The sequence below is a fragment of the Mucilaginibacter sp. NFX135 genome, from assembly GCF_048565145.1.
Lineage (GTDB): Bacteria > Bacteroidota > Bacteroidia > Sphingobacteriales > Sphingobacteriaceae > Mucilaginibacter.
The window spans coordinates 4,472,748-4,499,520 of the sequence record NZ_CP183412.1; the positions used below are offsets into that span (position 1 = coordinate 4,472,748).

Annotated in this window: 28 protein-coding genes and 1 pseudogene; 20 read left to right on the top strand and 9 right to left on the bottom strand. The window is 42.7% G+C overall.

Annotation, left to right across the window (positions count from 1 at the left end):
- Window positions 1–8: 8 nt before the first annotated feature.
- The 5 genes from ACNURT_RS18515 to ACNURT_RS18535 form a co-directional block, all read right to left on the bottom strand.
- Window positions 9–965, bottom strand: coding sequence for a hypothetical protein (locus ACNURT_RS18515; protein ID WP_419698980.1), 957 nt, complete (start codon window positions 963–965; stop codon window positions 9–11).
- Window positions 966–1,098: 133 nt separating this feature from the next.
- Window positions 1,099–1,356: a hypothetical protein gene (locus ACNURT_RS18520; protein ID WP_419698981.1), complete on the bottom strand. Its 258-nt coding sequence runs from the start codon at window positions 1,354–1,356 to the stop codon at window positions 1,099–1,101.
- Between the two features lie 777 nt (window positions 1,357–2,133).
- On the bottom strand, window positions 2,134–2,841 hold the full coding sequence (locus ACNURT_RS18525) for an OB-fold nucleic acid binding domain-containing protein (RefSeq protein ID WP_419698982.1): 708 nt from the start codon (window positions 2,839–2,841) through the stop codon (window positions 2,134–2,136).
- Window positions 2,842–2,861: 20 nt separating this feature from the next.
- Window positions 2,862–3,047, bottom strand: coding sequence for a hypothetical protein (locus ACNURT_RS18530; RefSeq protein ID WP_419698983.1), 186 nt, complete (start codon window positions 3,045–3,047; stop codon window positions 2,862–2,864).
- Window positions 3,048–3,089: 42 nt separating this feature from the next.
- Window positions 3,090–3,233 (bottom strand): hypothetical protein, encoded by a 144-nt coding sequence (locus ACNURT_RS18535; RefSeq protein WP_419698984.1) that lies wholly within the window; start codon window positions 3,231–3,233, stop codon window positions 3,090–3,092.
- A gap of 221 nt (window positions 3,234–3,454) precedes the next feature.
- Here ACNURT_RS18535 and ACNURT_RS18540 point away from each other — a divergent pair, with 221 nt between their 5' ends.
- Complete coding sequence (locus ACNURT_RS18540; RefSeq protein WP_419698985.1) at window positions 3,455–3,889, top strand: alpha-ketoglutarate-dependent dioxygenase AlkB family protein; 435 nt, start codon at window positions 3,455–3,457, stop codon at window positions 3,887–3,889.
- Window positions 3,890–4,334: 445 nt separating this feature from the next.
- Here ACNURT_RS18540 and ACNURT_RS18545 read toward each other — a convergent pair whose 3' ends face one another.
- Window positions 4,335–4,478 (bottom strand): hypothetical protein, encoded by a 144-nt coding sequence (locus ACNURT_RS18545; protein ID WP_419698986.1) that lies wholly within the window; start codon window positions 4,476–4,478, stop codon window positions 4,335–4,337.
- Window positions 4,479–4,781: 303 nt separating this feature from the next.
- On the opposite strand from ACNURT_RS18545, the gene ACNURT_RS18550 reads away from it, so the two are divergent.
- From ACNURT_RS18550 to ACNURT_RS18580, 7 genes are all read left to right on the top strand, one after another.
- The gene (locus tag ACNURT_RS18550; RefSeq protein WP_419698987.1) at window positions 4,782–5,873 is read left to right on the top strand and encodes a hypothetical protein; all 1,092 of its coding nucleotides are present in this window, start codon (window positions 4,782–4,784) and stop codon (window positions 5,871–5,873) included.
- Window positions 5,874–6,194: 321 nt separating this feature from the next.
- Window positions 6,195–9,899 carry a DUF5977 domain-containing protein gene (locus tag ACNURT_RS18555; protein WP_419698988.1) on the top strand — a complete coding sequence of 1,235 codons (3,705 nt, stop codon included), beginning with the start codon at window positions 6,195–6,197 and terminating at the stop codon, window positions 9,897–9,899.
- A 191-nt stretch (window positions 9,900–10,090) separates the two neighbouring features.
- Entirely contained in the window at window positions 10,091–13,750 is a 3,660-nt protein-coding gene (locus tag ACNURT_RS18560; protein ID WP_419698989.1) for a DUF6443 domain-containing protein, read from the top strand.
- Between the two features lie 4 nt (window positions 13,751–13,754).
- A complete protein-coding gene (locus ACNURT_RS18565) occupies window positions 13,755–14,057 on the top strand; it encodes a colicin immunity domain-containing protein (RefSeq protein WP_419698990.1) in 303 nt (100 codons plus the stop codon).
- A gap of 68 nt (window positions 14,058–14,125) precedes the next feature.
- On the top strand, window positions 14,126–14,287 hold the full coding sequence (locus tag ACNURT_RS18570; RefSeq protein ID WP_419698991.1) for a hypothetical protein: 162 nt from the start codon (window positions 14,126–14,128) through the stop codon (window positions 14,285–14,287).
- Window positions 14,288–14,301: 14 nt separating this feature from the next.
- Window positions 14,302–14,745 carry a DUF4304 domain-containing protein gene (locus ACNURT_RS18575; RefSeq protein ID WP_419698992.1) on the top strand — a complete coding sequence of 148 codons (444 nt, stop codon included), beginning with the start codon at window positions 14,302–14,304 and terminating at the stop codon, window positions 14,743–14,745.
- A 56-nt stretch (window positions 14,746–14,801) separates the two neighbouring features.
- Window positions 14,802–15,161 (top strand): hypothetical protein, encoded by a 360-nt coding sequence (locus ACNURT_RS18580; RefSeq protein ID WP_419698993.1) that lies wholly within the window; start codon window positions 14,802–14,804, stop codon window positions 15,159–15,161.
- A gap of 12 nt (window positions 15,162–15,173) precedes the next feature.
- Here ACNURT_RS18580 and ACNURT_RS18585 read toward each other — a convergent pair whose 3' ends face one another.
- Window positions 15,174–15,365: an NUMOD1 domain-containing DNA-binding protein gene (locus ACNURT_RS18585; RefSeq protein ID WP_419702134.1), complete on the bottom strand. Its 192-nt coding sequence runs from the start codon at window positions 15,363–15,365 to the stop codon at window positions 15,174–15,176.
- Window positions 15,366–15,534: 169 nt separating this feature from the next.
- Window positions 15,535–15,735: pseudogene (locus ACNURT_RS18590) on the bottom strand (hypothetical protein); the annotation flags it as partial.
- 347 nt (window positions 15,736–16,082) lie between these two features.
- On the opposite strand from ACNURT_RS18590, the gene ACNURT_RS18595 reads away from it, so the two are divergent.
- Both ACNURT_RS18595 and ACNURT_RS18600 read left to right on the top strand, forming a co-directional pair.
- Window positions 16,083–16,841 carry an IS5 family transposase gene (locus ACNURT_RS18595; protein WP_419698994.1) on the top strand — a complete coding sequence of 253 codons (759 nt, stop codon included), beginning with the start codon at window positions 16,083–16,085 and terminating at the stop codon, window positions 16,839–16,841.
- A 15-nt stretch (window positions 16,842–16,856) separates the two neighbouring features.
- Window positions 16,857–17,333, top strand: coding sequence for a hypothetical protein (locus tag ACNURT_RS18600; protein WP_419698995.1), 477 nt, complete (start codon window positions 16,857–16,859; stop codon window positions 17,331–17,333).
- Between the two features lie 3 nt (window positions 17,334–17,336).
- On the opposite strand, the gene ACNURT_RS18605 is transcribed toward ACNURT_RS18600, so the two are convergent.
- On the bottom strand, window positions 17,337–17,582 hold the full coding sequence (locus ACNURT_RS18605; protein ID WP_419698996.1) for a helix-turn-helix domain-containing protein: 246 nt from the start codon (window positions 17,580–17,582) through the stop codon (window positions 17,337–17,339).
- Between the two features lie 356 nt (window positions 17,583–17,938).
- On the opposite strand from ACNURT_RS18605, the gene ACNURT_RS18610 reads away from it, so the two are divergent.
- The 10 genes from ACNURT_RS18610 (at window position 17,939) to ACNURT_RS18655 (ending at window position 26,772) form a co-directional block, all read left to right on the top strand.
- Window positions 17,939–18,238, top strand: coding sequence for a hypothetical protein (locus ACNURT_RS18610; RefSeq protein ID WP_419698997.1), 300 nt, complete (start codon window positions 17,939–17,941; stop codon window positions 18,236–18,238).
- A gap of 317 nt (window positions 18,239–18,555) precedes the next feature.
- On the top strand, window positions 18,556–18,981 hold the full coding sequence (locus tag ACNURT_RS18615; RefSeq protein WP_419698998.1) for a prepilin-type N-terminal cleavage/methylation domain-containing protein: 426 nt from the start codon (window positions 18,556–18,558) through the stop codon (window positions 18,979–18,981).
- A 1-nt stretch (window position 18,982) separates the two neighbouring features.
- Entirely contained in the window at window positions 18,983–19,516 is a 534-nt protein-coding gene (locus ACNURT_RS18620; protein ID WP_419698999.1) for a hypothetical protein, read from the top strand.
- Between the two features lie 71 nt (window positions 19,517–19,587).
- The gene (locus ACNURT_RS18625; RefSeq protein WP_419699000.1) at window positions 19,588–20,934 is read left to right on the top strand and encodes a GspE/PulE family protein; all 1,347 of its coding nucleotides are present in this window, start codon (window positions 19,588–19,590) and stop codon (window positions 20,932–20,934) included.
- Window positions 20,935–20,942: 8 nt separating this feature from the next.
- On the top strand, window positions 20,943–22,877 hold the full coding sequence (locus tag ACNURT_RS18630; RefSeq protein ID WP_419699001.1) for a type II secretion system protein GspD: 1,935 nt from the start codon (window positions 20,943–20,945) through the stop codon (window positions 22,875–22,877).
- A gap of 2 nt (window positions 22,878–22,879) precedes the next feature.
- Entirely contained in the window at window positions 22,880–24,103 is a 1,224-nt protein-coding gene (locus tag ACNURT_RS18635; protein WP_419699002.1) for a hypothetical protein, read from the top strand.
- A gap of 1 nt (window position 24,104) precedes the next feature.
- A complete protein-coding gene (locus ACNURT_RS18640; RefSeq protein WP_419699003.1) occupies window positions 24,105–24,623 on the top strand; it encodes a hypothetical protein in 519 nt (172 codons plus the stop codon).
- Between the two features lie 81 nt (window positions 24,624–24,704).
- Window positions 24,705–25,664, top strand: coding sequence for a hypothetical protein (locus ACNURT_RS18645; RefSeq protein WP_419699004.1), 960 nt, complete (start codon window positions 24,705–24,707; stop codon window positions 25,662–25,664).
- A gap of 5 nt (window positions 25,665–25,669) precedes the next feature.
- A complete protein-coding gene (locus tag ACNURT_RS18650) occupies window positions 25,670–26,176 on the top strand; it encodes a hypothetical protein (RefSeq protein WP_419699005.1) in 507 nt (168 codons plus the stop codon).
- On the top strand, window positions 26,173–26,772 hold the full coding sequence (locus ACNURT_RS18655; protein WP_419699006.1) for a toxin-antitoxin system YwqK family antitoxin: 600 nt from the start codon (window positions 26,173–26,175) through the stop codon (window positions 26,770–26,772). The genes ACNURT_RS18650 and ACNURT_RS18655 overlap by 4 nt, the downstream gene beginning before the upstream one ends.
- The last annotated feature ends 1 nt before the right edge of the window (window position 26,773 follow it).

Below are 26,773 nucleotides of genomic sequence, written 5' to 3' on the forward strand. Positions count from 1 at the left end.
TGATTATATTAATTATTGCTTTTGTTTAATAGTAAATCCAATTGTTGTTCCAGTTTATGGATCCTTTCTTCCTGCATTTTATTGATTTTCGCCTGCTGAACTTCTTTTTGGTCTTTCTCAATCAAATACAAAGTCAGTTCCTCCACTTTCTTCATTAATAGCTTATTCATCTCGCCCAGATTTAAGCCATCTTTGGCTATTTGCTGCTCTGATGGAATTTCGGGTAAATGTTGGTTCTGGTCGATGTAAGCTTTAACTTCCTGAAGGGATGGTAATTGATAATCTTTTTTGAAAACATAGTCTGGCCAGGCCGAATTGAGTTTGACGGTCATAGAAGTGGCGATGACGCTTCCGTTTACGGCTAGTTTATAAGGCGAATTTACCAGATTCCAGTTAGCATTATCTGTCGTGTTTATACCAACGTTTCCTCCAGCAAATGACATTACAGGAATATCTGTGCTGGTACCCTTTCTCATAATCCAATTGTATTGTATACTACTTAATGGGGCATTAAATTGTTGTTCAAGACGTAACCCCCAATTGGTTAAATCACCTAACCACGTGTATCGTTGTAATATATCAGATTGACCAGATGCTGTTGAGGTGGCTATGTCAAGTTTTCCATTTGGAGTTGTTGTTCCGATACCAACATTACCCGCAAAATAGCCCTGACCATCCGCTCTAACGCTAAATTTCGTCGTCCCTGCAGCAATCCCGTCAAAAAAAATATTGGACGCTCCTGTTGGATTATCTGTCCATGCCCTGAATATACCGGCAGAAGGATAGGCATAGGTTGCCCCTAATTGATGCCCGGTGAAAAATATCTGACCGGTAGAGGTTTGCGCGACGATTTTGGTATTGTTGTTTAACGCATCATTTGCGTCAACTGTAACCGTCTTGGTTTGCGCATTTACAAAATGCATTCCTGTTAAAGCAACCAATGTGAGAAGTAAGTTTTTTTTCATAATATCTATTCGATTTGTTTTTTCAAGTCCTGAATCTGTTTTTTTAACTCGTTTATTTCATCTTTGGCCTCATTCATATACAAGGTCATTTCTTCCATCTTCTTCATCAATAGCTTATTCATCTCTCCCAAGTTCAAACCATCTTTTGCTCGGATGGAATTTCGGGTAAGTGTTGATTCCGATCGATGTAGGCTTTTACTTCTTGAAGAGAGGGTAACTGGTAGTCCTTTTTGAAAACATAATCAGGCCAGGCTGAATTGACTTTTTGCGCTACGATTTTAGTGTGATTGTTTAACACGTCGTTGGCGTCAACAGTAACCGTCTTGGTTTGCGCATCTACAAAATGTATCCCAGTTAAAGTGGCTAACGCTAGAAGGAAAGTTTTTTTCATACAGCTATGTCGCAAATAAGATAACCCCCAGGGTCAAATAATAAGGTTTCACAGATTAATCTAAGTTTAAATTTGCGTAGGGTTGGTATTAAAAAGCACAAAAGAGCACCAGCCAACCCGACAAGGAGGCGCAGCTTTTCAATATTTATACATGGCTATTGGAATAGTCCTTTACGGACTCGAGGGGGTGATTGAATTCTATCATTGTGATAAGTTATATTTTTGAATTGCAAGGTGCTTCAAATATAATTATTTATCATTTCAAACAAACAGGCTCCAATAATATTTAACAGTTTATTTAAAACATTTACTCATATTAAAAAAACAGAACCTACAACTGTCGATGATTTCAATTAGTTACATTTTTTAATGACCGTATAATATTTACCTGACTTATCAAAGTGGTTTTAGCACGGAAAAACATTTAATATATATGTATCAAAGTTTATGGCATCTGATTGCTTCAGTGGAGAAGGTTATGATCTAATAAATTCATTATTAAACGCAATTACAGGGAAGATACAACCTTTTAAAAAAAAGTTGACTGTTGGACACTTGGAAAAGGGGTTGATAGCTGGAAGATTAGATGAAGAGGTGATTAATAGCTGAGCCCCCGCTGTCCAAAGAGTTGAAGGAAGGGTTTTCGCGCTGTCCGAAGTTATTTTCACTATTTGAAATTCCGCCCCTTATAAAATATCTTGCGTGTTTGCTCGTGTACTTGTGCCTTTTCATTAACCGCCGGATATGGCGCGCTTTTTTCATCTGCCCGCGAAAGTGTCAATAAAGGCAGATCCTCTTGTTTATGTTGTACCAACTCCTATAATAATTTAGACAGGTCGAAGCAGCGGGTGACAATAACGTGAACGACCATGCCCTCACGCTGGAGCGGCCCTCCACCATCAAAAGTCTGGCTTGTAATATTTCCTTGCGGTATTTGTCAAATAGCGTTTCAAAAACGACCAGGTTCGTAAAGCCGGTTTCATCTTCTATGGTAATAAAGCAAACGCCGCCCGCGGTTCCGGGTCTTTGCCTGACCAATACCAGTCCTGCTACCTTGATTAACCGCCCCTCCTGCACGTCGGTGTTGACCTTCTTCGTCGGTAAAACATGAAGCATACTTAACTTTTCCCGGATGAAGCCTACCGGGTGCGCTTTTAAGGATAAACCTATGGAAGCGTAATCCTGTACGACGTGTTCACCGGGAGTCATATAAGGTAATTGAATTTGAGGTTCTTTGGTGCTTTCAGAAGGTTGTCCCTCAAACAGGCCGATAGGTTTATCATTCAATGCCGGGACCTCCCATAAAGCTGCCCTGCGGTCAAGATTCATTGATCTGAACGCGTCCGCGTCAGTTAATTGCTCAATAGTAGCCTGCGAAACACCGGAATCACTTAATTGACTGATGCTGCTATATTCCTCCCCTTTTTTTTCTAATAAAACCTGAATGTCTTCCTGCCGAAGTCCTTTTACCTGCCTGAAGCCCAAACGGATTGCATAATATTTGCCTATTTTTCCTCCAGTAGATTATCCCATTGGGAATAGTTCACATCGGGGGAACGAACCTCAACGGTATGTTTTTGCGCATCGATCATGATCTGGGCCGGCTGGTAAAATCCCATCGGCATACTATTGAGCAGGGCTGTGGCAAATACATCCGGGTAATAGCACTTCAGCCAGTAGGAAACGTACACCAATAACGCGAAACTGGCGGCATGGCTCTCGGGAAAGCCGGATCACGCCTTTGGGAATACTCCATTTGGAAAAGCAGCCTCCACCGGTCCGAGGCCAATCAGATCTTTTTTGCCGGCCAGACCAGGCTTAAAGCCCTCCCACAAAAGGATATCCTTCTGCAGTTGACTGATTATTTCCTTTTTCATGTCGTTCATAACCCTATGTTTATTTATTCATCATTGTGGATACTAATTCAAAATATTTATCAACTACAATACCTGTTATTCCGCCTGGTTGTCTATGTATGCGTATGTTGAAGTTCGGTTTGACCCTCTTTTAAAACAATTGCTATCCTGACAAAAAGCAGACTACAAAACCAATGCTAAAAATATTAGCATTTCATTAACTTTGTAAAATATTTTTTTCAATGGAACAATTGAGTTTTTTCGCAGAAGCAGGTCAGAGCAAAGGATTGCCGGAGGAACTGCTGGAATACAGGGCGGGATTTGTCAACCATCCCTGGACGCCGGAGCTATTAATGATCAAACACTTAGTGGAACCACTGGCAGGGGTGAAATTTAATAGTGTATTGCTGAACTATTATCGTGACGGGAACGATTCTGTGGCGTGGCGAATCCGTTTTAGGAAATACCCGGTGATCGCGTCCGTTAGTTTCGGACAGGTGCGTAGCTTTGATATTCGCAATAAATACAATCACAGCGAAAAGTATTCGGTCCGGCTGGAACACGGTTCGTTCCTGCTCATGAAAGCGGGGTTACAGGAAAATTGGGAACACCGGATAGCTAAATCCATCAAATCTATGAAAGCCAGGATCAATCTAACCTCCCGGGTAGTTATCTAAATTTATTATACTCGGAATTACGGATATTTTACGATCTGTGCAGCTATACGGAACAAGTTCTGACCAGTTAATCTATCGGCTCCGTCAAAGTCAACATGATGTTCATCGCGTATCGTGATCATATCTATTATTTTCTAAAAAAAACAATTGAATGTTCAAAATAACTCCCATTCATGCTACTTAAACAATATCGAAAGATACTAAAACCTGAAAATCAAATGATTGCAGGTTTTTTTTGTTTCTATCAAACACCATTTTATGCACCCAATTGCAACAAAAAAAGACGCAAATTCGGTGTATACCCCTCGTCCGGCTCAAAGGTAACAGTCTCTTCATCAATGAGCACAGCAATACGGTAAATATAACCGCACCGTTCGAAACCTGCTTTAAATTCATGTTCCAGCCCCTGGTAAATTACCGGATAATAAAGGGTTCATGCATAACATCAGAACTTGATTTTTGACGGGTCAGTTATGATCATCTCGGGTTTTCCTTTGTACTCTACCACTTCTCCTTCGGCAATAATCGTTTTATCATCCAACTGATTACCTGACTCTTTAGCCTTAAAAATATTGTTGTTGATCGTCATTCGATAGTTCAAAGTTTTAAAAAGTAGTTGTTACAGGAGCAGATAATATTAGCAATTGTTTTAAACGAATTGTTAAATATTATGATGGTCTATTGTTTGGATGGATAAATAAATTATATTTGACTCACCTGAACAATAGTATATGACGATATTATCACAGTAAGAAACCTCAGCCCTAGCCCGCAAAAAGGCCTCAATCAAACGCATTTATTCTTTCCATAGCAATTTAGAACCGATCTTGACAATCTAATGCAGATTGATACTGGATGTATATTATTTAAACAAACCTTTAACCCAATCATTATGAAACCTCTTTATCTAATTTTATTAGCAGGCTTGTTAACCGGATATAGCAGCTACGCTCAAAACTCATTTCCGACCTCCGGAAATGTAGGAATAGGCGCTACTTCTCCGTCATCCTTATTAACCGTGGGGGGTAATTTCTCATCCGGAGGCAGTCATCAAGTTTCTATAGTATCTGCCCCTACAGCAGCAACAGGGTTATTGACGGGGGTGGCATCGCAACTAACTGCAAATAGCTCCGCCATTTCAGATGGGACATATTATGCGTTTTTGGGGCAGGTGGGAACCCTTAATACTCCTTCAAACCTAACATCAACTGTGGGGCTTATTGCTTTTGGTGGAAATGTTATTCATCGGGGTACTGGTACGGTTACAGGTGCAGCATCATTAGTTGCAGGTGGCGTTAGCGCAACTAACGGCGGAACGGTTACTAATGGTTATGGTGTTTATATAAGCCCTGTAAAAGGTACCGGCGTTACTAATGGCTATGGTGTTTATCAGACTGCTATCGGGGATAATAACTATTTTGCCGGCAATATTGGTATTGGTACAACAACCCCGGCGACACAACTGCATTTAGCTACGACAGCCGGTCCAGTGTTGACCTTAGATAAAACGGGGGTACAGGCATGGAGGTTGGATGTATCTCAAAACTCAGATTTTAGACTTTGGAATGCATCCGTTGGTACGGCCCCATTAACGGTACAAGCTTCAGGTAATGTAGGTATCGGCACGACAACTCCAAAAGAAGCCTTATCGGTAAACGGTAATATCCGATCAAAACAAGTTACTGTTGAATCAGCCAACTGGCCTGATTATGTTTTCAAAAAGGATTACCAATTACCGTCACTTCAGGACGTAAAAGCTTACATCGACCAAAACCAACATTTACCAGAGATTCCATCTGAACAGCAAATTGCCAAAGAGGGTTTGAACTTGGGAGAGATGAACAAGTTATTAATGAAGAAAGTGGAAGAACTGACTTTATATTTAATTGAGAAAGATAAAAGTATAGAAGAATTAAAAAGTAGTTTGACGATGCAACAAAAACAAATAGAAGAAATCAAAAAGTTAATCTCAGCCCGACACTAATTAAACTATTTGTTTATGCAATTATGATTTTAACTGGTTCTAATTATTTGGTGCTGTGACCAAGGCCAAAAAGGCCATTGACATTAAAGTAAAATCAAATAAATATTACAGTTCTGATATTTTCAAATTTTTTTATTGCAATAGAAAGTATCTTCTACATTCATTTTTAAATAAACCAACACTAACTTAAACCTATCATGATGAAAGAATTAGACAGGATTTTCCCGGACAGCTAAAAAGGTTTTAATAACAATGAGAGCTCATTAATGCCTCATTTAAATTCTTAAAACTTAACATATCGCTATAAATTACTTTCTGAATATGAAACCTAAACTATCAGGCCTTTTTATCCTTGTTATGCTTCTTTGTTTATTGACGAACCTTGTAAAAGCACAAGCAACCGGAGATAATTATTTCCTGCCTAATGTTTTCCCCAAGTCACCAAACAGTGCCGCAGCTATCAAGTATGGTGATTATAAGGTAAACCTATTTACGGGGGTACCGGATATTTCAATTCCCCTATATACTATTCAGTCAGGTGGATTGGAAATGCCTGTTACTCTTTCCTATCATGCTTCGGGCTTCAAGGTTTCAGACGTGGCCAGTTGGGTGGGATTGGGATGGTCTGTTTCGACAGGTGGAAGTATCAACCGAAAAATCATGGGCCTACCTGATGAGGAAGGCACCGGATTTCTGCAGCCGGGTATGTGGAAGAGTTCGTTAGATATCAACTCTGTAAATGCTGATATCGATTATGCTGCTAATGTTTTGTTTATTCCTTATGATTCTCAGCCGGACATCTATTCCTATAACTTCCCTGGGCATAACGGCAATTTTTTCTTCGAAGGCAGCAACGGATTAAAACCGGCATTATTGCCATTTGCGCCTATTTCCATTACACATACGACGCCGACCAATCAGAATTATTACAGGCTAAATTTTACTATCCTGGATGAGCATGGAAATAATTATGGATTTGGGAACGCTTTCGAACAAACCTCCGGTATATCCTCCGGGCATACGACCATATCAACAACCGGTTGGATGCTGGATAATGTGATTTCCCAGGATCGAAGAGATACCATCAGCTTAAGTTATCAGCCGCAGCCTATTACTTATCCGGCGGAAGCCTGGCAAGAGGATCTCGTAGAAGATTTGGTAATTAATACAGGCGCCGGAAGCCCTTTTACGACTAAATATACACCGCATTTTAATAACGGAACAGTCCAAAACAGTGTTGGTGAACAGGATTTAAATACCATCCTATTTAAAAATGGGAAGGTCGTATTTGATCTCGAAACGGCAAATAGACAAGATCAGCAACCTGGAAATAATACCCATCCACTGCAAGCTATCCGGGTGATGGCATATAACTTTAGTACAAAGACCTATCAATTACAGAAGAAAATCGTTTTTTATAAAAGTTATTTTAGCCCAACCCGTTTAAGGTTGGATTCTATTCAAATACAGGATGCCGGCGGGGCCACTATGGAGCATTACCGTTTTACCTATAATACATCCATTGCTATGCCGCCTGGCGGTACTTTTGCCAAAGACTACTGGGGTTATTATAATGGAAAGAATAACAGCACCTCCTTAATACCCCAATTTACATTTACCGCTAATGACGGCCAGGGCCATACGATCAATTATAATATAGGCCAGCCTAATCCGGCGATCAACCCCCGGATCTCTGATTCTACTTACATGCAGGCCGGAATATTAACCAGTATTTATTTTCCGACAGGCGGACATACCGATTTTACTTACCAGACCAATCGTTATACAGACGAAAGTAATAACCTGGCATTAGCAGGTGGCTTGCGCATAGCCAGCATTAAGAGTTACGATGGCGTGAATCCAACGCCGATCATAAAAACCTACCAATATAATAAGGCACGTGCTAATTTTTTATTGGATTTTAGTTATTTCGTAAACAGTTCCACTCATGAATATTGGGGATCTGCCAATTCAGGAGTTACTTCGGGCAAATCCGGATCTGAACGGTACACGGCTATAGTTTCTAACCCAAGCGTAGATCCTACCCCTTTTGACCAGGCATTGGTAGTTTACCCCTCAGTTACTGAATATATAGGGACGCCCGGAACTAATGTTGGACGCAGCGATTATTATTTTCGTGATATTGGCGATAACCGTCAAACCAGTATCGGCGGTACACCGATCATCCAAAGTAATTTTTATGGCAGGGGACAGCTATTAAGCAAAACGGATTATTTGCATAAAAGCGACGGCACCTATCAGATCGTCAAAAAAGATTCCAGTACTTATACCGCCTTTCCTTTTAACAGACATGAAACGGCGGGGTGGGTAATCACGGAAGCTGCCTGGGCTTACGGCCCCGGCGCACCGGGTATCGCCCACTATGATGCAGCAAGTGGTTTTAACCCTAACGCGATCAATCAGTTTATCGTTCAAAATTACAGCATAACATCTGATGATAACTATGTCACCAGTAACACCACTTACTTGTATGATCAGACCGACCCAAGCAAATACACAACCTCCGCGGTAACGTACAAATATGACAATATCAAACATCAGCAGGTTTCCAGAAGCTATCATACGGACAGTAAGGGGAATATCAATATAACAACCAACAAATACCCTGCTGATTATGCTCCTGGGAATATGACTCTTGACAGCATGCTAAACAGAAATATGCAGGCAGAGTTGGTGGAAAAATGGGATTCTGTTAAAAATGTAACTACAGGTGTGAATGGGATTGTGGCAGGGCAGCTCAATCTTTTTAAGGGTACTGGAAACGGGGGAAATCCAATAGTTCCTGACCGTATTAAAAAATTACGTGTCAGCACCCCATTAACCAATTTTGTGCCTTCATCAGTAGTTTCAGGTAACTTGCAAAATGATTCACGATATACTCAAATGATCAGTTTAGATCAATATGATTTCCATAATAACCTGATTCAATATACGCCCCGAAATTCTACTCCAAGCTTTGTTATCTGGGATTACAATAACGCCAACCCTGTCGCTCAAATAAAAAACGCCTCGGTCAGTAATGCCGCTTATACCAGTTTTGAATCAGGAGGAAAAGGTGGATGGGTTTATTCTGGGATCCCGGTTGGCGACCCTACCGCACCAACTGGAAATAATGTTTATCCGCTAAGTAGCGGTGCCATAAGTCCATATTATATTGATAATGGTAAAAATTACATCCTTTCCTATTGGAGCAATAATGGGGCCGCAACCGTTTTTGCAGGAAGTTTTATAGATGGGACCGCACTCCGGTCTGACAATGGCTGGACCTATTATGAGCATCGGATTCCTGCAGGTTTTAGTGTAGGCCCTTCGGTTAGCGGCAGCTCATCTATTGATGAATTGGCCATGTATCCAGCGGATGCACAAATCACAACCTACACCTATGATCCTAACGGATTAAAAAACATAGCGGATACAAAAGGCATGACATCCAATTTTGATTACGATTTTTTCCAAAGGTTAAAAAACGTCAAGGATTGGCAGGGAAACATTGTAAAAAACTATGGCTATCACAATTATGACATGACCATTCCCAATGATGCCATCAGCAGTCCTGCCATAGCACGAAATAATTGCCCGTCCGGAACCATACCAACTTCCACCAATTATTCGGTTCCCGCTAATAAATACTATTCTTCTACAAAAGCTTCGGCGAACGCGGAGGCTCAATATGATCATGATGTCAATGGGCAGATCTACGCCAACCAGGTTTGCAGCTGTAATGTGCAGATGATACCATTTACGCTGATCAATAGTACAGGATTGTCCGGATTCCAGGCTACGTTCAGAGGCACTACCACTATAACCTATAATTTTCCTTCCAGCGGAAGTACGGTGGTCCAGGTTCCTGCGGGCACATATGATGTCCAATTTCCGCCACTTGCGCCATTTGATCCGCATACCTGGAGTATTGGCAACCGCACACCGGTCACCGCTCCTTCAACAACTTTTACCGGGATCCTAATTAGTGCCAGCAGTTCAGATTCATCAGCAAAAGTCCAATGATCATGAGAAAGCAATTCATTTTTATCATCAAAAATATTGTGCTGATTTTAGTCTCTTTTGCATATGCAAATACCGTTCAAGCACAAATCACATTATCTAGTCCGGGAACAACGGGAAATTATACTGATCCTGTCAGTATAACACTAGCTCCAGGGTTTTCATCTACCGGGCCCTTTAGCGCTTCGATTCAGTTGATTGAATTACCGGCTACACCAAGTCTGAACCAAAATTATACCATTAATTATATTCCGAGAATAGGTGGGTTTCAGGATGAACTAACGTTAAAAACGGCATCCAATGATAAGTCGAAGATGCAGGTAAGTTTGGAGTACTTTGATGGGTTGGGCAGAACTTTTCAAAATATTTTGGTTAAGGCGTCTCCATTAGGAAATGATATGGTCACCCCGATAGCTTATGATGCCTATGGAAGAGAAATTAAAAAATATCTGCCTTATGTCCCAGCCACCGGAATTCCCGGAGCCTACCGTAGCGACGCACTAACCGGCGCTCAGGCGGCTTTCTATAATACACCTCCATCAGGAGTGGTAAGTATACCGAGCGCTACACAAATAGCCTATTCGGAAACCAGAATGGAAGCTTCCCCACTTAGCCGTCCTCTCGAACAAGGCGCGCCCGGGCTATCGTGGAAAATAGGCGGGGGACATACGGCTACCTACGCTTTTACGGTAAATACTTTGGCCGATGCTATAAAACTATGGATTGTAAATTCAGGTGGTGGAGCTTCTTATTCCGGATCATACCAGCCAGGCGCCTTATCTGAAACAACCGCTATAGATGAAAATGGAAATATAAGCATTCAATATCACGATCTGGAAAAAAGATTGGTCTGCAAAAAAGTGCAATCTGGTGCAGGTACATTCCTGACCACAGATTATGTTTATGATGATCTGGGGCAATTACGTTACGTTATTCCGCCCTTACCTTCTGCATCAGGATCTAACCCAGCGGTGGCTATGCCGACGAATTTTACGGAGAGCACTGCCATATTCTTGAATTATTTTTATGCCTATCATTACGATGATCTGAACAGACCCATAGAAAAGAAATTACCAGGGCAGGATTGGCAATACGTGGTTTATAATACTATGGATCAACCTATCCTTACACAGGATGTTAATCAGCGGGCCAAAGGCATCTGGATGGTCAATAAATATGATGCTTTGGGCCGGGTGGTATTAACTGGGGAATATGCATCCGCCTCTACAAGGGCTACTTTACAGGGTATAGCCGATGGTTATACCACTAATCTTTGGGAAACATTTTCTAACGCAACTAGCTTTTATGGATACTCCCATGTGAGTTACCCTGATATCAGCACGGGTGCAGGTAACAAAGTGCTTACCGTTACTTACTATGATAGTTATGATATTCTCAATAATACTTCGGTCAACCCTGGTGTCTCTGTGTTCGCAGCCCCTGCAAATGTAGACTCTTTGTTAAAATCACCAAGGGGAATGGTGACGGCATCCTTAGTAAATGTATTAGGCACATCATCTTATTTATTTACAGTAACGCATTATGATCAATTTGGTCGTCCGGTTAAAGTAACCAGCCAGCATTATCAAGGTTCGACCACCGCTTATAACAAATATGATACAGAAGAAACACAATATAGTTTTCAGTCCGTTCCGACTCAGATTGCCCGGAAACACTATCTTCCAGCGGCATCCACCCCACAGCTAACTATTATCAGTATGCCGGTGTATGATCACATGAGTAGAATATTACTTAACCGGCAGCAGTTTATTACGCCTTCGGTAACCGGTGCCGTGATCAGTTTTTCGAAAAATGATTATAATGAAACCGGTCAATTACAAACCAAACATTTGCATAGCACATTAACTGGTATACCAGCCAGCTCAAGTTTTCTGCAACATATTGACTATCGATATAATTCACGTGGCTGGCTGACCCGTATTAATAACCCGGCAAGTGCGAGTTATACCGACGAAGTTTACCCAACGCAACTTGATGTTTTTGCAGAGAGCCTGGACTATGACCAAATTACCAATGGTCTTGGCGGTAGCCCACAATACAATGGCAATATCAGTAATATCAAATGGCAGACGAAACTTCCATCTGCCATAACATTGCCCCAGGAATACAAAGGGTACCTGCTTACTTATGACGCCCTGAACCGGCTAACCAACGCCTCTTATGTGGCGCAAACAACGGCAAATAATTCTTCTTATAACGAAACGATGGCTTATGACGAATTAGGTAATATTGTAAGCCTTATTCGTAAAAATGGCGCATCAGTTACGCTCAATAATTTAGTCTATGGTTATACAAATGCCGGCGTTCGCAGCAATAAGTTGTGGTCTGTGACTGATGCCGGAACGGAAGGGCTTACATCCAGCTATAACTATGACACGAATGGTAACCTCATAAGTGATACTCGCAAAACTATAAGCCCCATTACCTATAACGAGCTAAATTTTCCCGCTACCATAACCATCGGAAACGGAAGCAAAACACTCAGCTATCGCTACGACGCCTCAGGAAGAAAATTAGAACGCATAACCACTACGGGAGGCACTACAGCAGAGGATAGATTTTATGATGACGGTATCGAGTATAACGGTAATACTATTGAATTTGTTAAAACGCTTGAAGGAAGAGCATTGCCCTCGTCGGGTGGATATATATTGGAATACGCGGTTACCGACCATTTGGGGAATGTGAGAGCGATGTTCGGTGACAAAAACAATAATGGCGTACTTACCGCAGACGAGATCACGCAAACGAACGATTTTTATCCCTTTGGAAGACAGATCAGTTATAGTCAGAATTTAAGCCCAAGTCCTGATAATAAATACAAATACAACGGAAAAGAATTCCAGCAGGATTTGGGGCAATACGATTACGGTGCCAGGTTCTACGATCCCGCCATCGGCCGTTGGGCAACCATTGATCCTTTAGCCGAGACCAGCAGAAGATGGTCTCCTTATAATTATGTTGTTAATAACCCGATAAGATTAATCGACCCGGATGGTATGTCTGCGACTGATGGTGGAGCGACATCCTCGGATTTACTGGCACAGGATAATTTTGCAGAGTCGGATAAGCGTGTTGCGATTCAAAATGCCGTCAAAAATTTTACTGATTGGGTAGAAGATAATAAGACTCATAAAGTTAAAAATGACAAAAATGTGCATAGTGCGGCGGATGTAAAAGGCGACAAAACTTATATTGGCAAATCAGGTGAATACTGGTCAGTAGAGGGTTATTATGTGTATTTGTGGGCAGACGGGGATTGGTCTATTCAGATGAATAGGGCACAAAAAACGCCCTATCTGCAAACATACCAAGCCTTCCAGGACGGGATTAGGATGAATTGGGGAAAGTTAAGAATGGCTGAATACGCTGCTGAGGGCACTGTTATGATAATAAGTGGTGCCATAGGCGCAGTTGAAACAGCCGGTAATTTTCTGGTGAATGGAGTTGCACGGAGAGCAACTTTTTTAGAAGGGTTAGCTTCACGTTTAGAAGGGGTAACTTCACAGTCGGCTGAAAGTAGTAGTGTTTTGAATTTTACATCCAAATCCCTTCAAGCCAAATTTAAGCATGCTATTGATTTTGGCGTAACTGGAAATTATAATAAATCTGCAGCGGGAGAATTTAGTGCTGCAATTAATCAACATATAAATGCAGAGGGAACTCAGATATTTCAAGGAGCATATCGAAACGCCAGCAATTTAGTTGACTTTTATTTAAACCCACAGACAGGGTTAAATGTTATCGCAACCCGATCAGGGCAGTTTATAAGTGGAGCAAAACTAAGCCCTGAACAAGTTGTATCAATTATGACAAGAGGCTTTTTATGGTAATAATATGAAAACAAAAGACAAACACCATCTGGATATATATATTAAGTTAATTTCCAGGTTTATCGACAAAGAGATCGATGCAGCTACATTTGAAAGTCAGTTTTTAAGCATTAGACGAAATGATAATTATTGGATGTCTGGATCATTCGATATGGAAGTTGCACAAATTTTGGATACGCTATTTCTTGATATAGATGAATATGCATCAGATGATCTTTATGAGGTTGATGATAAATATAATATAGACGAGAAAGAATTACGGAGAAGGGTCAACAATGCAAAAAATAAATTGCAACAGCTTGAATAATAATTAATGAAAACACAATAACTTAATGTAGATGGTTTTGAAGCTGTTAATTTAGACTGTTTTTACTTTTGATTAGGTCAAATGAGAATTCCATAATTTACGAACTAAAACCTAATAACACTAGAGCGACACAACTTGGCATGAAACAACTTGAAATTTATATGAAGGAACTGCAAACATTACCAGAATTTGAAGGTATAAAGTGGAATACGGTTTTACAAACTTATTAATAACGAAACGAAGTATGGATGCAAAAGAATTTAAAAGCACCTTCGGTAAGGTAGCAAAAAACTATTTATTTGAGAAGGCGTTTACTGGCTGGTTTAAGGAAAGCCATGAATGTATTGCCGTACTTGACTTACAAAAATCTAATTATGGAAATTACTTTGAGCTAAATATAAAAATATTTGTGCAAGGACTATTTGGTAATAATTACTCTAAAAATAAAGATTTAGTAAAAAAAGAAACAGGAAACATCTTTTTAAGGCAACCAAATAAATTTAGAAATATTTTTGACCTCGATACCTCAATGGAAATAGACCAGCTAATAGAAAAACTAAGTGAATTATTTAACGAATTTATAATGCCTTTTACAGAAAAAGCTTTGACGATTAAAGGAATTAAAGAACTATACAAAAACGGAGAATTGTTCTTATTACCTGCGGTTAAACAACAGCTTGAGATTTAGCATAGTTTTTTTACTTTGCTAAAAAAAATATTAGGTCTGGCTTTAAAATAATACTTATGAATAAGGAAATTTTCAAATCAGAAAGATATTTTACGGTGTTTGATTTTTTAATAAGTCATGGCCAATTACTTTTAAGATCCAGCAAGGATGATAATAACAAGAAGAATATTGATGTTATTTTTTTCGGGGCGAAGTTTATTCAATTATTCACTTCATTGTGGGGTATCTCGATCAAAATAGCAGACAAAGACATCAATTTAATCAGCTACGATTCTGTTAATTCATCTTTAGGGCATAAGGAGAATTGCTTATTTGAGATAGAGGCAAAAACTGAAAGGCACTATATTGGAGCCTCATATTTTAAGGTCTATGAAAATGAACTGGAGTTTAATGAAACTAGCTTAGGTTTAGGTTAATATTGGATTTACTTAAATATACCTCCAAATAAAGCCATTCCATTGTTTGTAAAGCCCCTTGGCTACACCAATAATAGCTTTGTCATCGAGCTTTACCTGTCGGGAGGCTTCTCTGACACTTGAATATTTATGAATTAAATTTCCATTTAGGTCGTATTGCGCAACCGGTTTATCCTGGAATAACCCCCGTAGATTTTCGGCCAGTTCGAACGATCAGCAGTTTTCAAATAAGGTATAACGCGATCTCTTTTAACGGCCCGTTTTTGCTTTTCACTTTTAGTACAAAGTTTTAAATTTTCAGGCCGGTTATTATAACCGTCGTTATCGACGTTGATCACATAAAGCCCATCTTTCTCATAACTTAAACGGGGATCTATAAACGTTTTATAAATGAGCCGTCTGGTATTAAATAATGCGGTAGTCCTTCGATACTTAAGGAAACCCTTAAGTCAATCATCGGTTCTCCGGTTTTGATGTTTTTGTTTTTAGAAACCGACTGGGATAATATCCGGTCTTTTACAAACTGCTGTTTCAAACGCGGATGGGGAACGATACGATCTAATGATTTGACCCTTCCGTAATTGGAAGCCTAATATGATCCTTCAAAACCAGGAATATCCTTCCATATCTCCCCGGGCAGATCCGCTAAGCCTTTATGCAGGTAGCTATGTTGACTATTTACTTGGCACATAATTTAATTCATTGGTAGAAATGAATAAAGCACGGTCTTTGCTTTCTCACTCTTATGGCATTTAAAGAAAATAACAAAAACAAGAAAATGTTTTGTTGCAAATTTTATTATTCTAAGAAGCTGTTTAAAAACGAATGAAATAAAAGAGTATGTGTTAAGAAGTGGATAAAAAAGCCATCGCCAAATGGTCGAATAATTACTAATTGTGAATAACGACAAACTCAATTAGTATGACAAATTATCCGAGCAATTTAAGCGATGGCCAATGGCAAGTTATATCAAAATATTTCGATTCACAACGCAGCCGGAAATATGACTTGCGTGAAATTGTAAACGCGATCTTATACATAGTAAAAACGGGCTGCCAATGGCGGATGCTTCCGAAAGATTTCGCACCCTGGCAACTGGTATATTATTACTTTAACACCTGGAAAAGGCAGGAGTTTTTTGAAGTAATTCAGGAAAGCCTGGTTCAAAAGACGAGGGTAAAACAAGGCAAAAAAGAACAGCCGAGGGTAGGCATAATTGATGCCCAATCCGTCAAATCAACGCTTGTAGGCAGTGAAAGCAGAGGATTTGATGCAGGAAAAAGAATAAAAGGGATCAAACGCCACATTATAGTGGATACACTTGGGATGATTCTGGCAGTCGTTATTCAAGGTGCTTCAGTACAGGACAGGGACGGAGCGACGGAGGTGATCTCCAAGCTATGTGAAACATGGAACGGGGTCATCAAAATATTTGCTGATAATGGTTACCGGGGTGCATTAATTGATAAAGTAAAGAAGATGTTCAAAATAGTTTTTGAGGTAATTAAAAGAAGTGAATTACACATCTTTAAAGTGCTTCCAAAACGATGGATTGTAGAGCGAACATTTGCCTGGATAGATACAAATCGAAGAACAGCTAAAAATTATGAGCGATTCAACTCCACAAGTGTAGCTATTGTGCATTTATCCGCCATAAGAATTATGTTGAACCGTTTTTAAACAGCTTCTGAGAAAGTGGTTCTTTTTGGAAGCCACGCCCGAGAGGATTGGGTTACGGACGAATATGAAGAAAAAGGTGTTGTTTTTAGTTATGAAAGTGATTACGATTTCTTAGTAATCATAAAAAAGGACGGAAGAAAAGAAAATGAAGTTTCTCATCAAATTGAAAGCTACTTTTATGATATCAAAGGTGACGTGAGTTCATTGGTTCATGATATAGAATATGTAAATGTAGGACTTTCTCAAGGACAATATTTTTTTACAGAAATAATTAATGAAGGTATTTTATTATACGATACTAATAAGTTCGCATTTGATAAAATCAAGCAACATCGGTTATTTAATTTGTTGAAATTGGGTTATTTAAACTCCCGGTACCAGTCTGATTATTCGGTTAACAAACAAGATGTTAAAGCCTTAATCGGAAAGGTGAAACAATTAGAGGAAGTTGTCATAAAACTTTGTTTGGAAAAAATTTCTTCGTTAGGATAACCTCTAAACTTCTAATTTAGTGAAATCAACAAGTTCATCGAGTGACACATTTAGGGCAGCTGCAAGTTGTACCAAATTATATGCAGTTGGATTTGCACCTTCAGTCTCAAGTCTGCTTATAGTTTGTTTATCTTGACTTTTGGCTAAATAAAGAGCCCCGAGTTTTTCTTGAGTTAACCCTTGCTCAATTCGGATTTGAGCAATGCGTTTTCCCAATTTAACTTTAAAAGCCTGTTTACTCTCAACCATACTTATCAAAAAAATATTTATATTTGTTATATCATCAAGTTAGGTAGGCGTGAGAAACCTAAATAATGTCAGATGGTTGATTCAAATAATTTCTTTAGTGGCATAAGCACGACCTCTTACTATTTAAAATGGTGGAGTTTCTCACGTCTTCTGTACAAGATGTTCGTGCTGATTGCTGCTTGCATTTTTTCCAAATCGCTCCATTTCCTAAGAACAGGTTCAAAAATATTATCAAATCTCCCACATAATGGTTTGCGTGCGCACCTGCATAATCGGTTAATAGTTAAACTGTGTGGGTGCGTCTTTTAATTTCAATAAGGTAAAATGAATTATGTTAACGGTATTTATAAAAGAAAATGGGAACCGTTTTCAATCTGTGGGATTTTGCCACACGTACCCTCGATCAAATCATCAGGTTTTTTTACAAGCTTTATGATCAGGAAACTGTGCAGGCACAGCTTTGGGAAAGTTTTCGCGGTTTTGCGGTTAATGATGAAAAAGGGCCATTGTCCCTGACTGTCAACGAAGAGGAGATCGCTCTTTTATTTGATCAGCTGATCGATCTGGTAGGAGCAATCCAAACCCTGCAAAACACAAAGATGGAGCACTGCTTATTTTGCCGAAGTGCAGATACCTTATCTCCTGGAGGTACCTAGTATGCGGGAGAAGTCCCTGTTACCTGACCATTGATTCTGACCTAGTTGAACGGGTTAACCAAATTATTTTACGATTAAATTTTAAAAAATGAAGCTAAAAATATGCCTCCTGGCAATGCTATGTACAATCTGTTTTCAGTAGCATTGAGCGGACATCATATCATCCGTTTCGTTTCACCGAAACCTGGTTTCTTTTAGTCCTAAAGCCCCGCACCATACAAACAATGGGAATTATTGTTTGTAATAAATATTTTTTTGCATTGAATATATTATATTATTACATATCTTAGTGGACATTAAGTCATCGGGATAATTTTGTGAAGTACCTTAAACCTAAATTAAACAAACGTTTAAAAGCCTACACCCTTTCAGAGATTCTGGTCGTGCTCATCATTATCGGCATACTGGCATTTCTGGCATTGCCTTACCTGTTGACCGTGGTGACCCGGGCGAAATCGACCGAGGCCAAACTCCAATTGGAACACCTGCAAACATTGGAAAAAAGTTATTTCTACGAATACTCCAGATATACGACTGATTTGGATGAGTTGGGATTTGTCCAGGAAAAGCTGGTTACCGATAGTAAAGATGCCCGTGCCAATTACCGGATCGAGATCACCAGCGCGAGCAATACCGAATTTAAAGCACGTGCCACCTCGGTGGTTGATTTTAATGGCAACGGCGTCTTCGACGTCTGGGAAATCGACGAGAACAAGATATTGAAAGAAGTTACGAAGGACTAAGGTGCAGTTTTACCTACAAATTCTGGTGTTGTTATTATTGGGCCTCGTGTGGATACAGGACCTTCGGTACCGTGCGGTTTCCTGGATAATTTTTCCATTCTTATTGGGCGGGATGGCTTTGTTGCGATGGATATCTGGCGAGACTTTCGCGGATGTCTGGCCGCAGCTCCTGAGCAATATCGGCCTGCTGCTCATGATACTGTTACTCCTTACCTTATACATATGGATCAAATCCCGTCGCCTGGTCAATATTACCAAACAGTACCTCGGCAGCGGAGATATATTGTTTTTTTTAGTACTAGCCTGTAGCCTGTCCGTGCTGAACTTTTACTTTTTTTTCGTAACCAGCCTGTTCTGTATCGCTTTAGTCCAGGCGGCTTGGTCGACGATAAACAAAAACAAGCAAATACCCCTGGCCGGGCTACAGGCGCTGTTCCTCATGCTTTTTTTATCCTGTGACTGGTGGTTCTTTCATCAGGGTAGTACTAATGATAACTGGCTACTGCAATTTTATACGCCATGGATGCAAAACTAGCAGAGGCAATTGTGCTGCAGACCGCCCATCTGCACATGCTTTCCGGCGAGCAGGCCTGGCATTATCGCGTATTGCCCAAACTGGCGGACGCCGGTCTTTTGGAGCTTTATTGCGATGAACAGGCGGATAAGAACGCTCTTCAAGCGGAATTGGAGATTGTTTCCGGGCTGGAGATCCGCCTGTTCCCGGTCACACCGGAGGTGGTAAGCAGGCTACTTTCCCAGTACTATCTGCAGGGGGCTGGCGCCGCGGTCCAGGTGTCGGTTAACCAGAACGCGGAGGACTTTCTGATCCAACTGATCCGGGAAGCCAAAAACCTGAAAAGCAGCGACATCCACATCGAGCGGTATGAAAAAAAATGCCGTGTCAGGATCCGTATCGACGGTAATATGGTGGAACGTCACCTTTTGAAAAATGACGACTACCCGGCCCTGATCAACAAGATCAAGATCAAAGCCGAACTTGATATCGCCGAAAAAAGACTTCCGCAGGACGGGAGGATCAATTTCAGCTACCAGCAATACCAGTTTGATATACGGGTATCGGTCCTGCCGACGCTTTACGGGGAAAAAGTGGTCTTAAGGCTGCTGAACAACGATGCCACAGGCATCGAACTGGATAGCCTGGGTTTTTCCGGGACCGACCTGGCCAATTACCTGCAAGGCGCTAAAAGACCGAATGGCTTGCTGCTGATCAGTGGTCCGACGGGTTCGGGTAAGACCACAACCTTGTATGCCACCCTCAAATTATTGAACAAAGAAACCCGGAATATCCTGACAATAGAAGATCCCGTCGAATATACACTGGAAGGGGTCAACCAGGTGCAGCTGCGTGAGTCCATAGGCCTGACCTTCGCTGCCGCGCTCCGGACATTTCTACGGCAGGATCCGGATGTGATCATGGTTGGAGAGATCCGGGACCCGGAAACCGCCGGTATGGCTATCCGTGCCGCGCTAACCGGCCACCTCGTTTTATCGACCATCCATACCAATTCCGCCTGGGGTATCGTTTCGCGCCTCGTCGACATGGGTATTCCGGCATTCCAGGTTGCCGACACGCTCAATACAGCGGCCGCGCAAAGATTGATCCGCTTGCTGTGTCCGCATTGCAAGATACAGCAGGACTTTAGCCATAAGCTTTACCCCAGCCAATTCAAGCCGTATCACGAAGTTAACCGGCATTATGTGGCCGGAGGCTGTGAACGCTGCTATCATACCGGTTATAAAGGCAGGAAGGCCGTTTATGAAGTCATCCCTGTTGACCTGGAGTTGGCACAGTTGATCAAAGCAGGACACTCGCAGATCGCGGACCTGCTTAAAGAAAGAGGCATACAAACGCTGGCTGAAAACGCATTTCATATTTTCAGTCAGGGCGATACCTCCCTGGAAGAAATTTACCCGTTGTTATTTAACTATTAACTCCCTCTATGCACAAAATATTTACCCGAACCTTATGGACATTGTTGTTGAGCCTTAACACCCATGCGCTATGGGCGCAAGCGCAGCAGGGAGACCACATACAAGCTATTCAACAGCGACTGGACAACGCCGCGGCTATGATACCCGGCCTGAACCAAAAAGTCCAACTCATGTTGACCGGCGTATCCATACAGCAGTATCTGGGTGTGCTATCCAGATCCAACGACCTCAGTATCAGCATAGACCCTTCTTTAAATTTTGTAATTAGCGACACCTTCAATGGCGTTACAGCAGAGAATATTCTGCTGCTGCTCGCACAAAAGTACAACCTGGATATCGCGATCGTGGGGTCGATCATTTACATCACCCTTTATCGAAACCCTGTACCACAAACCAAGCCTAAAGAGATCAAGGTAAGTTACGCGGCTGCCGGTGACCTGCTTTCCCTGGAGCTCGAAGGAGACAGCTTACCCGCTGTGGCCCGAAAAATCACCGAAGTATCAGGTAAAAATATCATCGTACCGGGCGCATTGCAAAACAAACGGGTCACCGCATTTATCCGGGACGCGCCGTTTGAGGTCGCCCTGGAAAAACTGGCTTACGGCAACGAGATCAAAATGGTCCGTACCACCGATAACTTTTATCTGTTTCAGCCGTTAGGCGATAATGAGGAACTTTATGTCAACGGCGACCATCATACCGATATCCGGAAGACTTTCCGCCCCCCCGGCCTTCAGGCTCAACCGGGAGCCAATGGTCTTTTTGTCCGTTCACAGAATGGGCAAAAGCTGATTTCAGTCGATGCCATTAACGCGCCGATCCTTGACCTGGTTAAACAGGCCTCACAGGAGACGGGTAAAAGCTATTCGCTGTATTCAGACATCAAAGGAGTGATCACCATGCATGTCAGCGACGTGAATTATGATATTTTTCTTGATCTATTGTTTAAGAGTACGGAGTACACCTTCCATACCGAAAAAGGCGTTTACCTGATCGGCGACCGCAAACTGGAGGGCTTACGTACGTTTAAAGCTGTACGGCTGCAAAACCGAACGATCGACACGGTTGTATCCATGATTCCGAATGACTGGAAGCGGGGTATGGAAATCAAGGAGTTCCGTGACCAGAATACCATCATGTTATCCGGTTCGGCTGCCCAGATCAATGAGGTCGAGGCATTTATCAAGCAACTGGATGAACTGGTACCGGTTGTGCTCATTGAAGTGATTATGGTTGATGTGCGAAAAACACGCACGGTATCGACCGGGATCTCCGCGGGCGTTTCCGACAGTGTAAAAACGGGCGGCACGGTACTGTCGGGCCTGAATTACACCTTCGGATCCAAACCGCTCAATGATTTTTTAAGTAGCATGAGTAAGTTTACTTCCGTCAACCTCGGTCACGTCACCCCCAATTTTTACCTGACACTGAATGCATTGGAGGCTAAAAATAATATAGAAATTCGCTCAACCCCCAAAATGGCTACCCTGAACGGGCATTCTGCGAGACTCGATATGGGTAATAAACGTTACTATAAAAACACCACCCAGAACCTCGTTCCGTTTACCACCAGCGCACAGACCATCTTTACCAATGTATTCCAGGAAGTGAACGCGGACCTGTCAGTGAATATCAGGCCCATTGTATCCGGGAATGACCAGGTCACGCTGGGAATCACGGTAAACAATTCCGAATTTACCGCTATCCCCACAGACGGCTCACCACCACCGCAGTCCAACAATAAATTCGAGACCAGCCTGCGGGTCCATAGCGACGATACCATCGTACTCGGAGGGTTGGAACGTACAGAAGCGGACGAAAGCGCTTCGGGCATCCCCATACTGTCCCGGATACCGGTGCTCAAATGGCTGTTTAGCAGCCGCAGTAAGACCAACGCTAAAATATATACCGTACTGTTTATCAAGTCCACTATAATCCGTTAAACATGCCGTTGTTGGATAGTTATTATAGCATCACCCAGTCAACCGGGATCAATGTCACCATCGGTCGCGAAGGGCAGTTGCAACTGGACGGCTGCCAGGTCCTGATCAAAAATAACAAGCTCCATCTGGAGAAAAAGATCACAGCGGTCAGTAAGACGGAAGATCTTGGAAAACGATTTGACGCCACACTTCCGGTAGCGCTGAATCTTTGCGGAAAAGGGGTCTTGTACAAACAAATGCCGGCCGTGGATGATATCGGACCGGAGGAGTTCGCGGCGCTCCTGCCACGGGCCGAGCTGACCGATTTTTATGTACAGCATTTCCGTTCCGCGGACAGTTCGTTCGCCGCGATCATCCGGCGTTCTGAAGCGGACGAGTGGCTGAGTTTACTGGCCAAACAAGGCTTCCGTGTACTGATGCTCAGCCTGGGCCCTTTTCCGGTTCAGCATATCCTCCCGCAGTTGAACATTTATAATGAAGAGGTAGTTTTCAATGGGCATACCATCTCACGGGATGTATCCCTGAACTGGACCGGTGTCCGGTACCAGGAGCCGGATCTTGCCCCGGCAGCTTTCCCCCTCAAGGTAGAGAACGAACCCATCGACCAAAGGCTGATCATACCGTACGCTTCGGCTTTCCAATTGGTAATGGCTACGCGGCTTCATCCTACCAGAGCGGTAGTCCCTGTTCTGGATATCGCTTTTAACCAGGCTGTGGAAATGAAAAAGATCCGGGTTAAAGCCTTTATTGTCCTGCTGATCTTCTTTATCGTACTGCTTTGTAATTTTCTGGCTTTTTCCTGGCTGCAACGGGCTAACGATACCCTTTCGGGTCAAGTGAGCAGCAGCGCGCAAAACAACAACCAGCGGCAGCGCATGATCACCAAGATCAACAAAAAAGAACATCTGCTCCGCGAGCTGGGCTGGGATGAAGGCGGCCGAAAAAGTGTGCGGATAGATGAGATCGCCTCGCTGTTGCCACCGGAAATCACCTGGCAGGAAGTAGCTGTCAACCCCATTGATGAGCGAAAAAGCAAGGACAAACACACGCTCGACTTTGCCGACCGCCATATCGTGGTCAAAGGCATATGTCCCCAGATCATTCCGGTTAATGAATGGCTTGCCCGCATCAAAAGCCGCAAATGGGTCAAAGATGTGCAATTGGAGAGTTATGACTATAATAATGAATTAAACACCGGGGTGTTTACCCTGATTATTACGTATTAATATGTGGAAATACTGGCCATTTCGAAAAGATTACCTGGTATATACAGGTGCCGTGCTCTTATTTTTTATTTCTTACCAGTTGGCATTCTCCAAAACCCTGGATGAGTGGCACTTTTACCGCCAGTTGAATCAGGAATTGGCCGCGACCAATGACCTGAGTTATCAGCCTGGCTATATGGAGCGTAAATCGAGGAACCTGGAACGGGCATTAGCGCTTTACCGGTCGGATACCGCTTTATTTCGGAGTAACACCCTGAGTGAGATCGCCATACTGGCGGAAAAACAGCATGTCCGGTTAACCGGTGTACCCGCTGAGCAGGATATCTTTCATACGGACCGCGCCATCCTGCAAAAGCTTCGTTTTGCCGGAGATTTTTTTTCACTGAACCGCTTCCTGTATGCATTGGAATCCGCCAAAGGTATTGGCCTTCCCCGGTCTGTCGTCTACCGAACAGACCGAAAGAACGTTGCTTCTGTATCAGGACCGGTTCTGGAGATCTTGTTGGAGATCAGCAAATGACCTTTGCGGGTAACATTTTTAACGTTAGCTTATTACCTATGTATATATTATTTTTGAATGCGATTAATAATTCGTCGGCGAATGAAACTTAAATACTTATCCACTTGCTTATTCCTTCTGCTTTTACTTACGGAAACCCTGCCTTCCTGCAAAGAGTTTATTGAACCATCTATCAGTAAAAGGACGGTCAAGCTCAACGCGCCTGTCGATAATTATCAAAGTACGAGCTACGGCGTAACGTTCTGGTGGGATGGTGTAGAAGACGCTTCGTCCTACCGTCTCCAAATCGTCTCCCCTAAATTTGACTCCATTGGCAGCCTGGTGCTGGACACCCTGATCCATAGCACTAAATTTTTACAGACCCTGGATCCCGGATCCTACCAGTGGCGGGTCAGGGCGGAAAACGGCAGCACACAGACCGGATATACCGACCCCAGGAACCTTACCATCCTGGCATCCTCTCTAACCAACCAGACACCCGTCCTGTCCTCCCCTGCGAATAACGCGGCGACTACCCAGAGCACCGTTATTTTCAAATGGGGCAGCCTGTATAAGGCAACCCGGTATCACCTGCAGATCGATACCAACAATTTTGCGGATGAAAGCGTCCTGGTCAAGGATCAGTTAACTCCGGCGCAGCAATTCTCCTTCCAGCTGCCCAGGGACCAGGTTTATCAGTGGCGTATCAGAGCGGAAAACGATTCCAGTCAGTCTAAATGGTCGGTTATTAACCAACTGAGCTATGACTCCACCCCGCCGGCTACGGTTACCCTTGTCCAACCCCAGGACAATACCACCCTGAGCAAACCGGTCACGTTATCCTGGAATAAAACGAACTCAGCGGCGAGTTACAAACTATATGTATATAAAAGCGACCAAAGTACCCTGTATAGCAGCACTTTTCCTTTGTCCTTAACCGCGACCAGCTATTCCTTTAATCTCGGTAACAGCGGCGAGCGGATCTACTGGCAGGTCAGCGCCCTTGATGCGATCGGGAATGAAGGAAAAACCAGCGAGCTCAGGAGTTTCACACTACAATAGCAGGGATGAAAAATAAAAAGATAAATTATCTGCTGGGACTGTTGGTCGTGATCATTTGGGGATCGATCATTTACCGCGTCGTTGCCGCCCTGAATGGCGACAGCGACCTTCCTCCTCCACAAGCAAAACCCCGTGAGACCTATAATGATCGCGCGCTCACGAGCGACACGGCGCATCTGCATACCGGATACCGGGATCCCTTCGGGCAGATCAAGCTCCGGGATACGGCGGGCAGTATACCTGTAAAAAAACTGGTACTTTCGAGTGTCAACGTCTCCCGGCCCGCTGCCAAACCCCTGATCAACTGGGATATGATCAGCTACCGGGGCTTTATCCGCAATCCCGGATCAAAAAAGCTGATCGCCATTATGATGGTTAACGGCAAACCGGTCATGCTCGCCGAAGGTGAGCGTTCGGGAGCGGTCAAACTGCTGCGGAACCTCCGTGATTCCGTTAGCGTCGAATATCAGGGGCACCATAAATTTATACAGATCAATCCGGCCGCATTATGAAACACCTCCTCCTCATTTTACTACTCTTATGTTCTGCCTTAGGACGGGCGCAGCAGATACCCGGATATGGCACCAGCCAGATCCGGATTAACGATACGGACAGGATGGTACGCACCGGGATCTTAGCCATTTCCGCCACACCAAAAGCCAATCCCGATCGACTGTATTATTGGTACGGAAGCGGCGGAATCCATCAAACGCAGGGTGGTTACAGCGGGCATCTGCTCCACGGCGTTTATGAAGAATACTTTCTCAATAAAAATCTCCGGACTCAGGGAACCTTCGCGGAGGGACTGAAGGACGGTATCTGGAAAGAATGGAACGAGACCGGAAAAATGAGCCGTCTGGTCACCTGGGTCCGCGGTGAACAAAACGGACCCTTTCAATGGTACACCGCAGATGGCAAAGCCAGCACCTCAGGGTATTACAAACATGATCTGCTGGATGGCCCCGTTACCTTTCATATGGGAACGGACTCCATTAAAACACTGCGGTATAAAAAGGGGAAGGTCATGCCACCGGGAAAAGGAAATATCCTGAAACGGCTGCATCTGTTCCAAAAAAAGAAAGCATCCGCGGTGAAACCTGCGGCTTAAC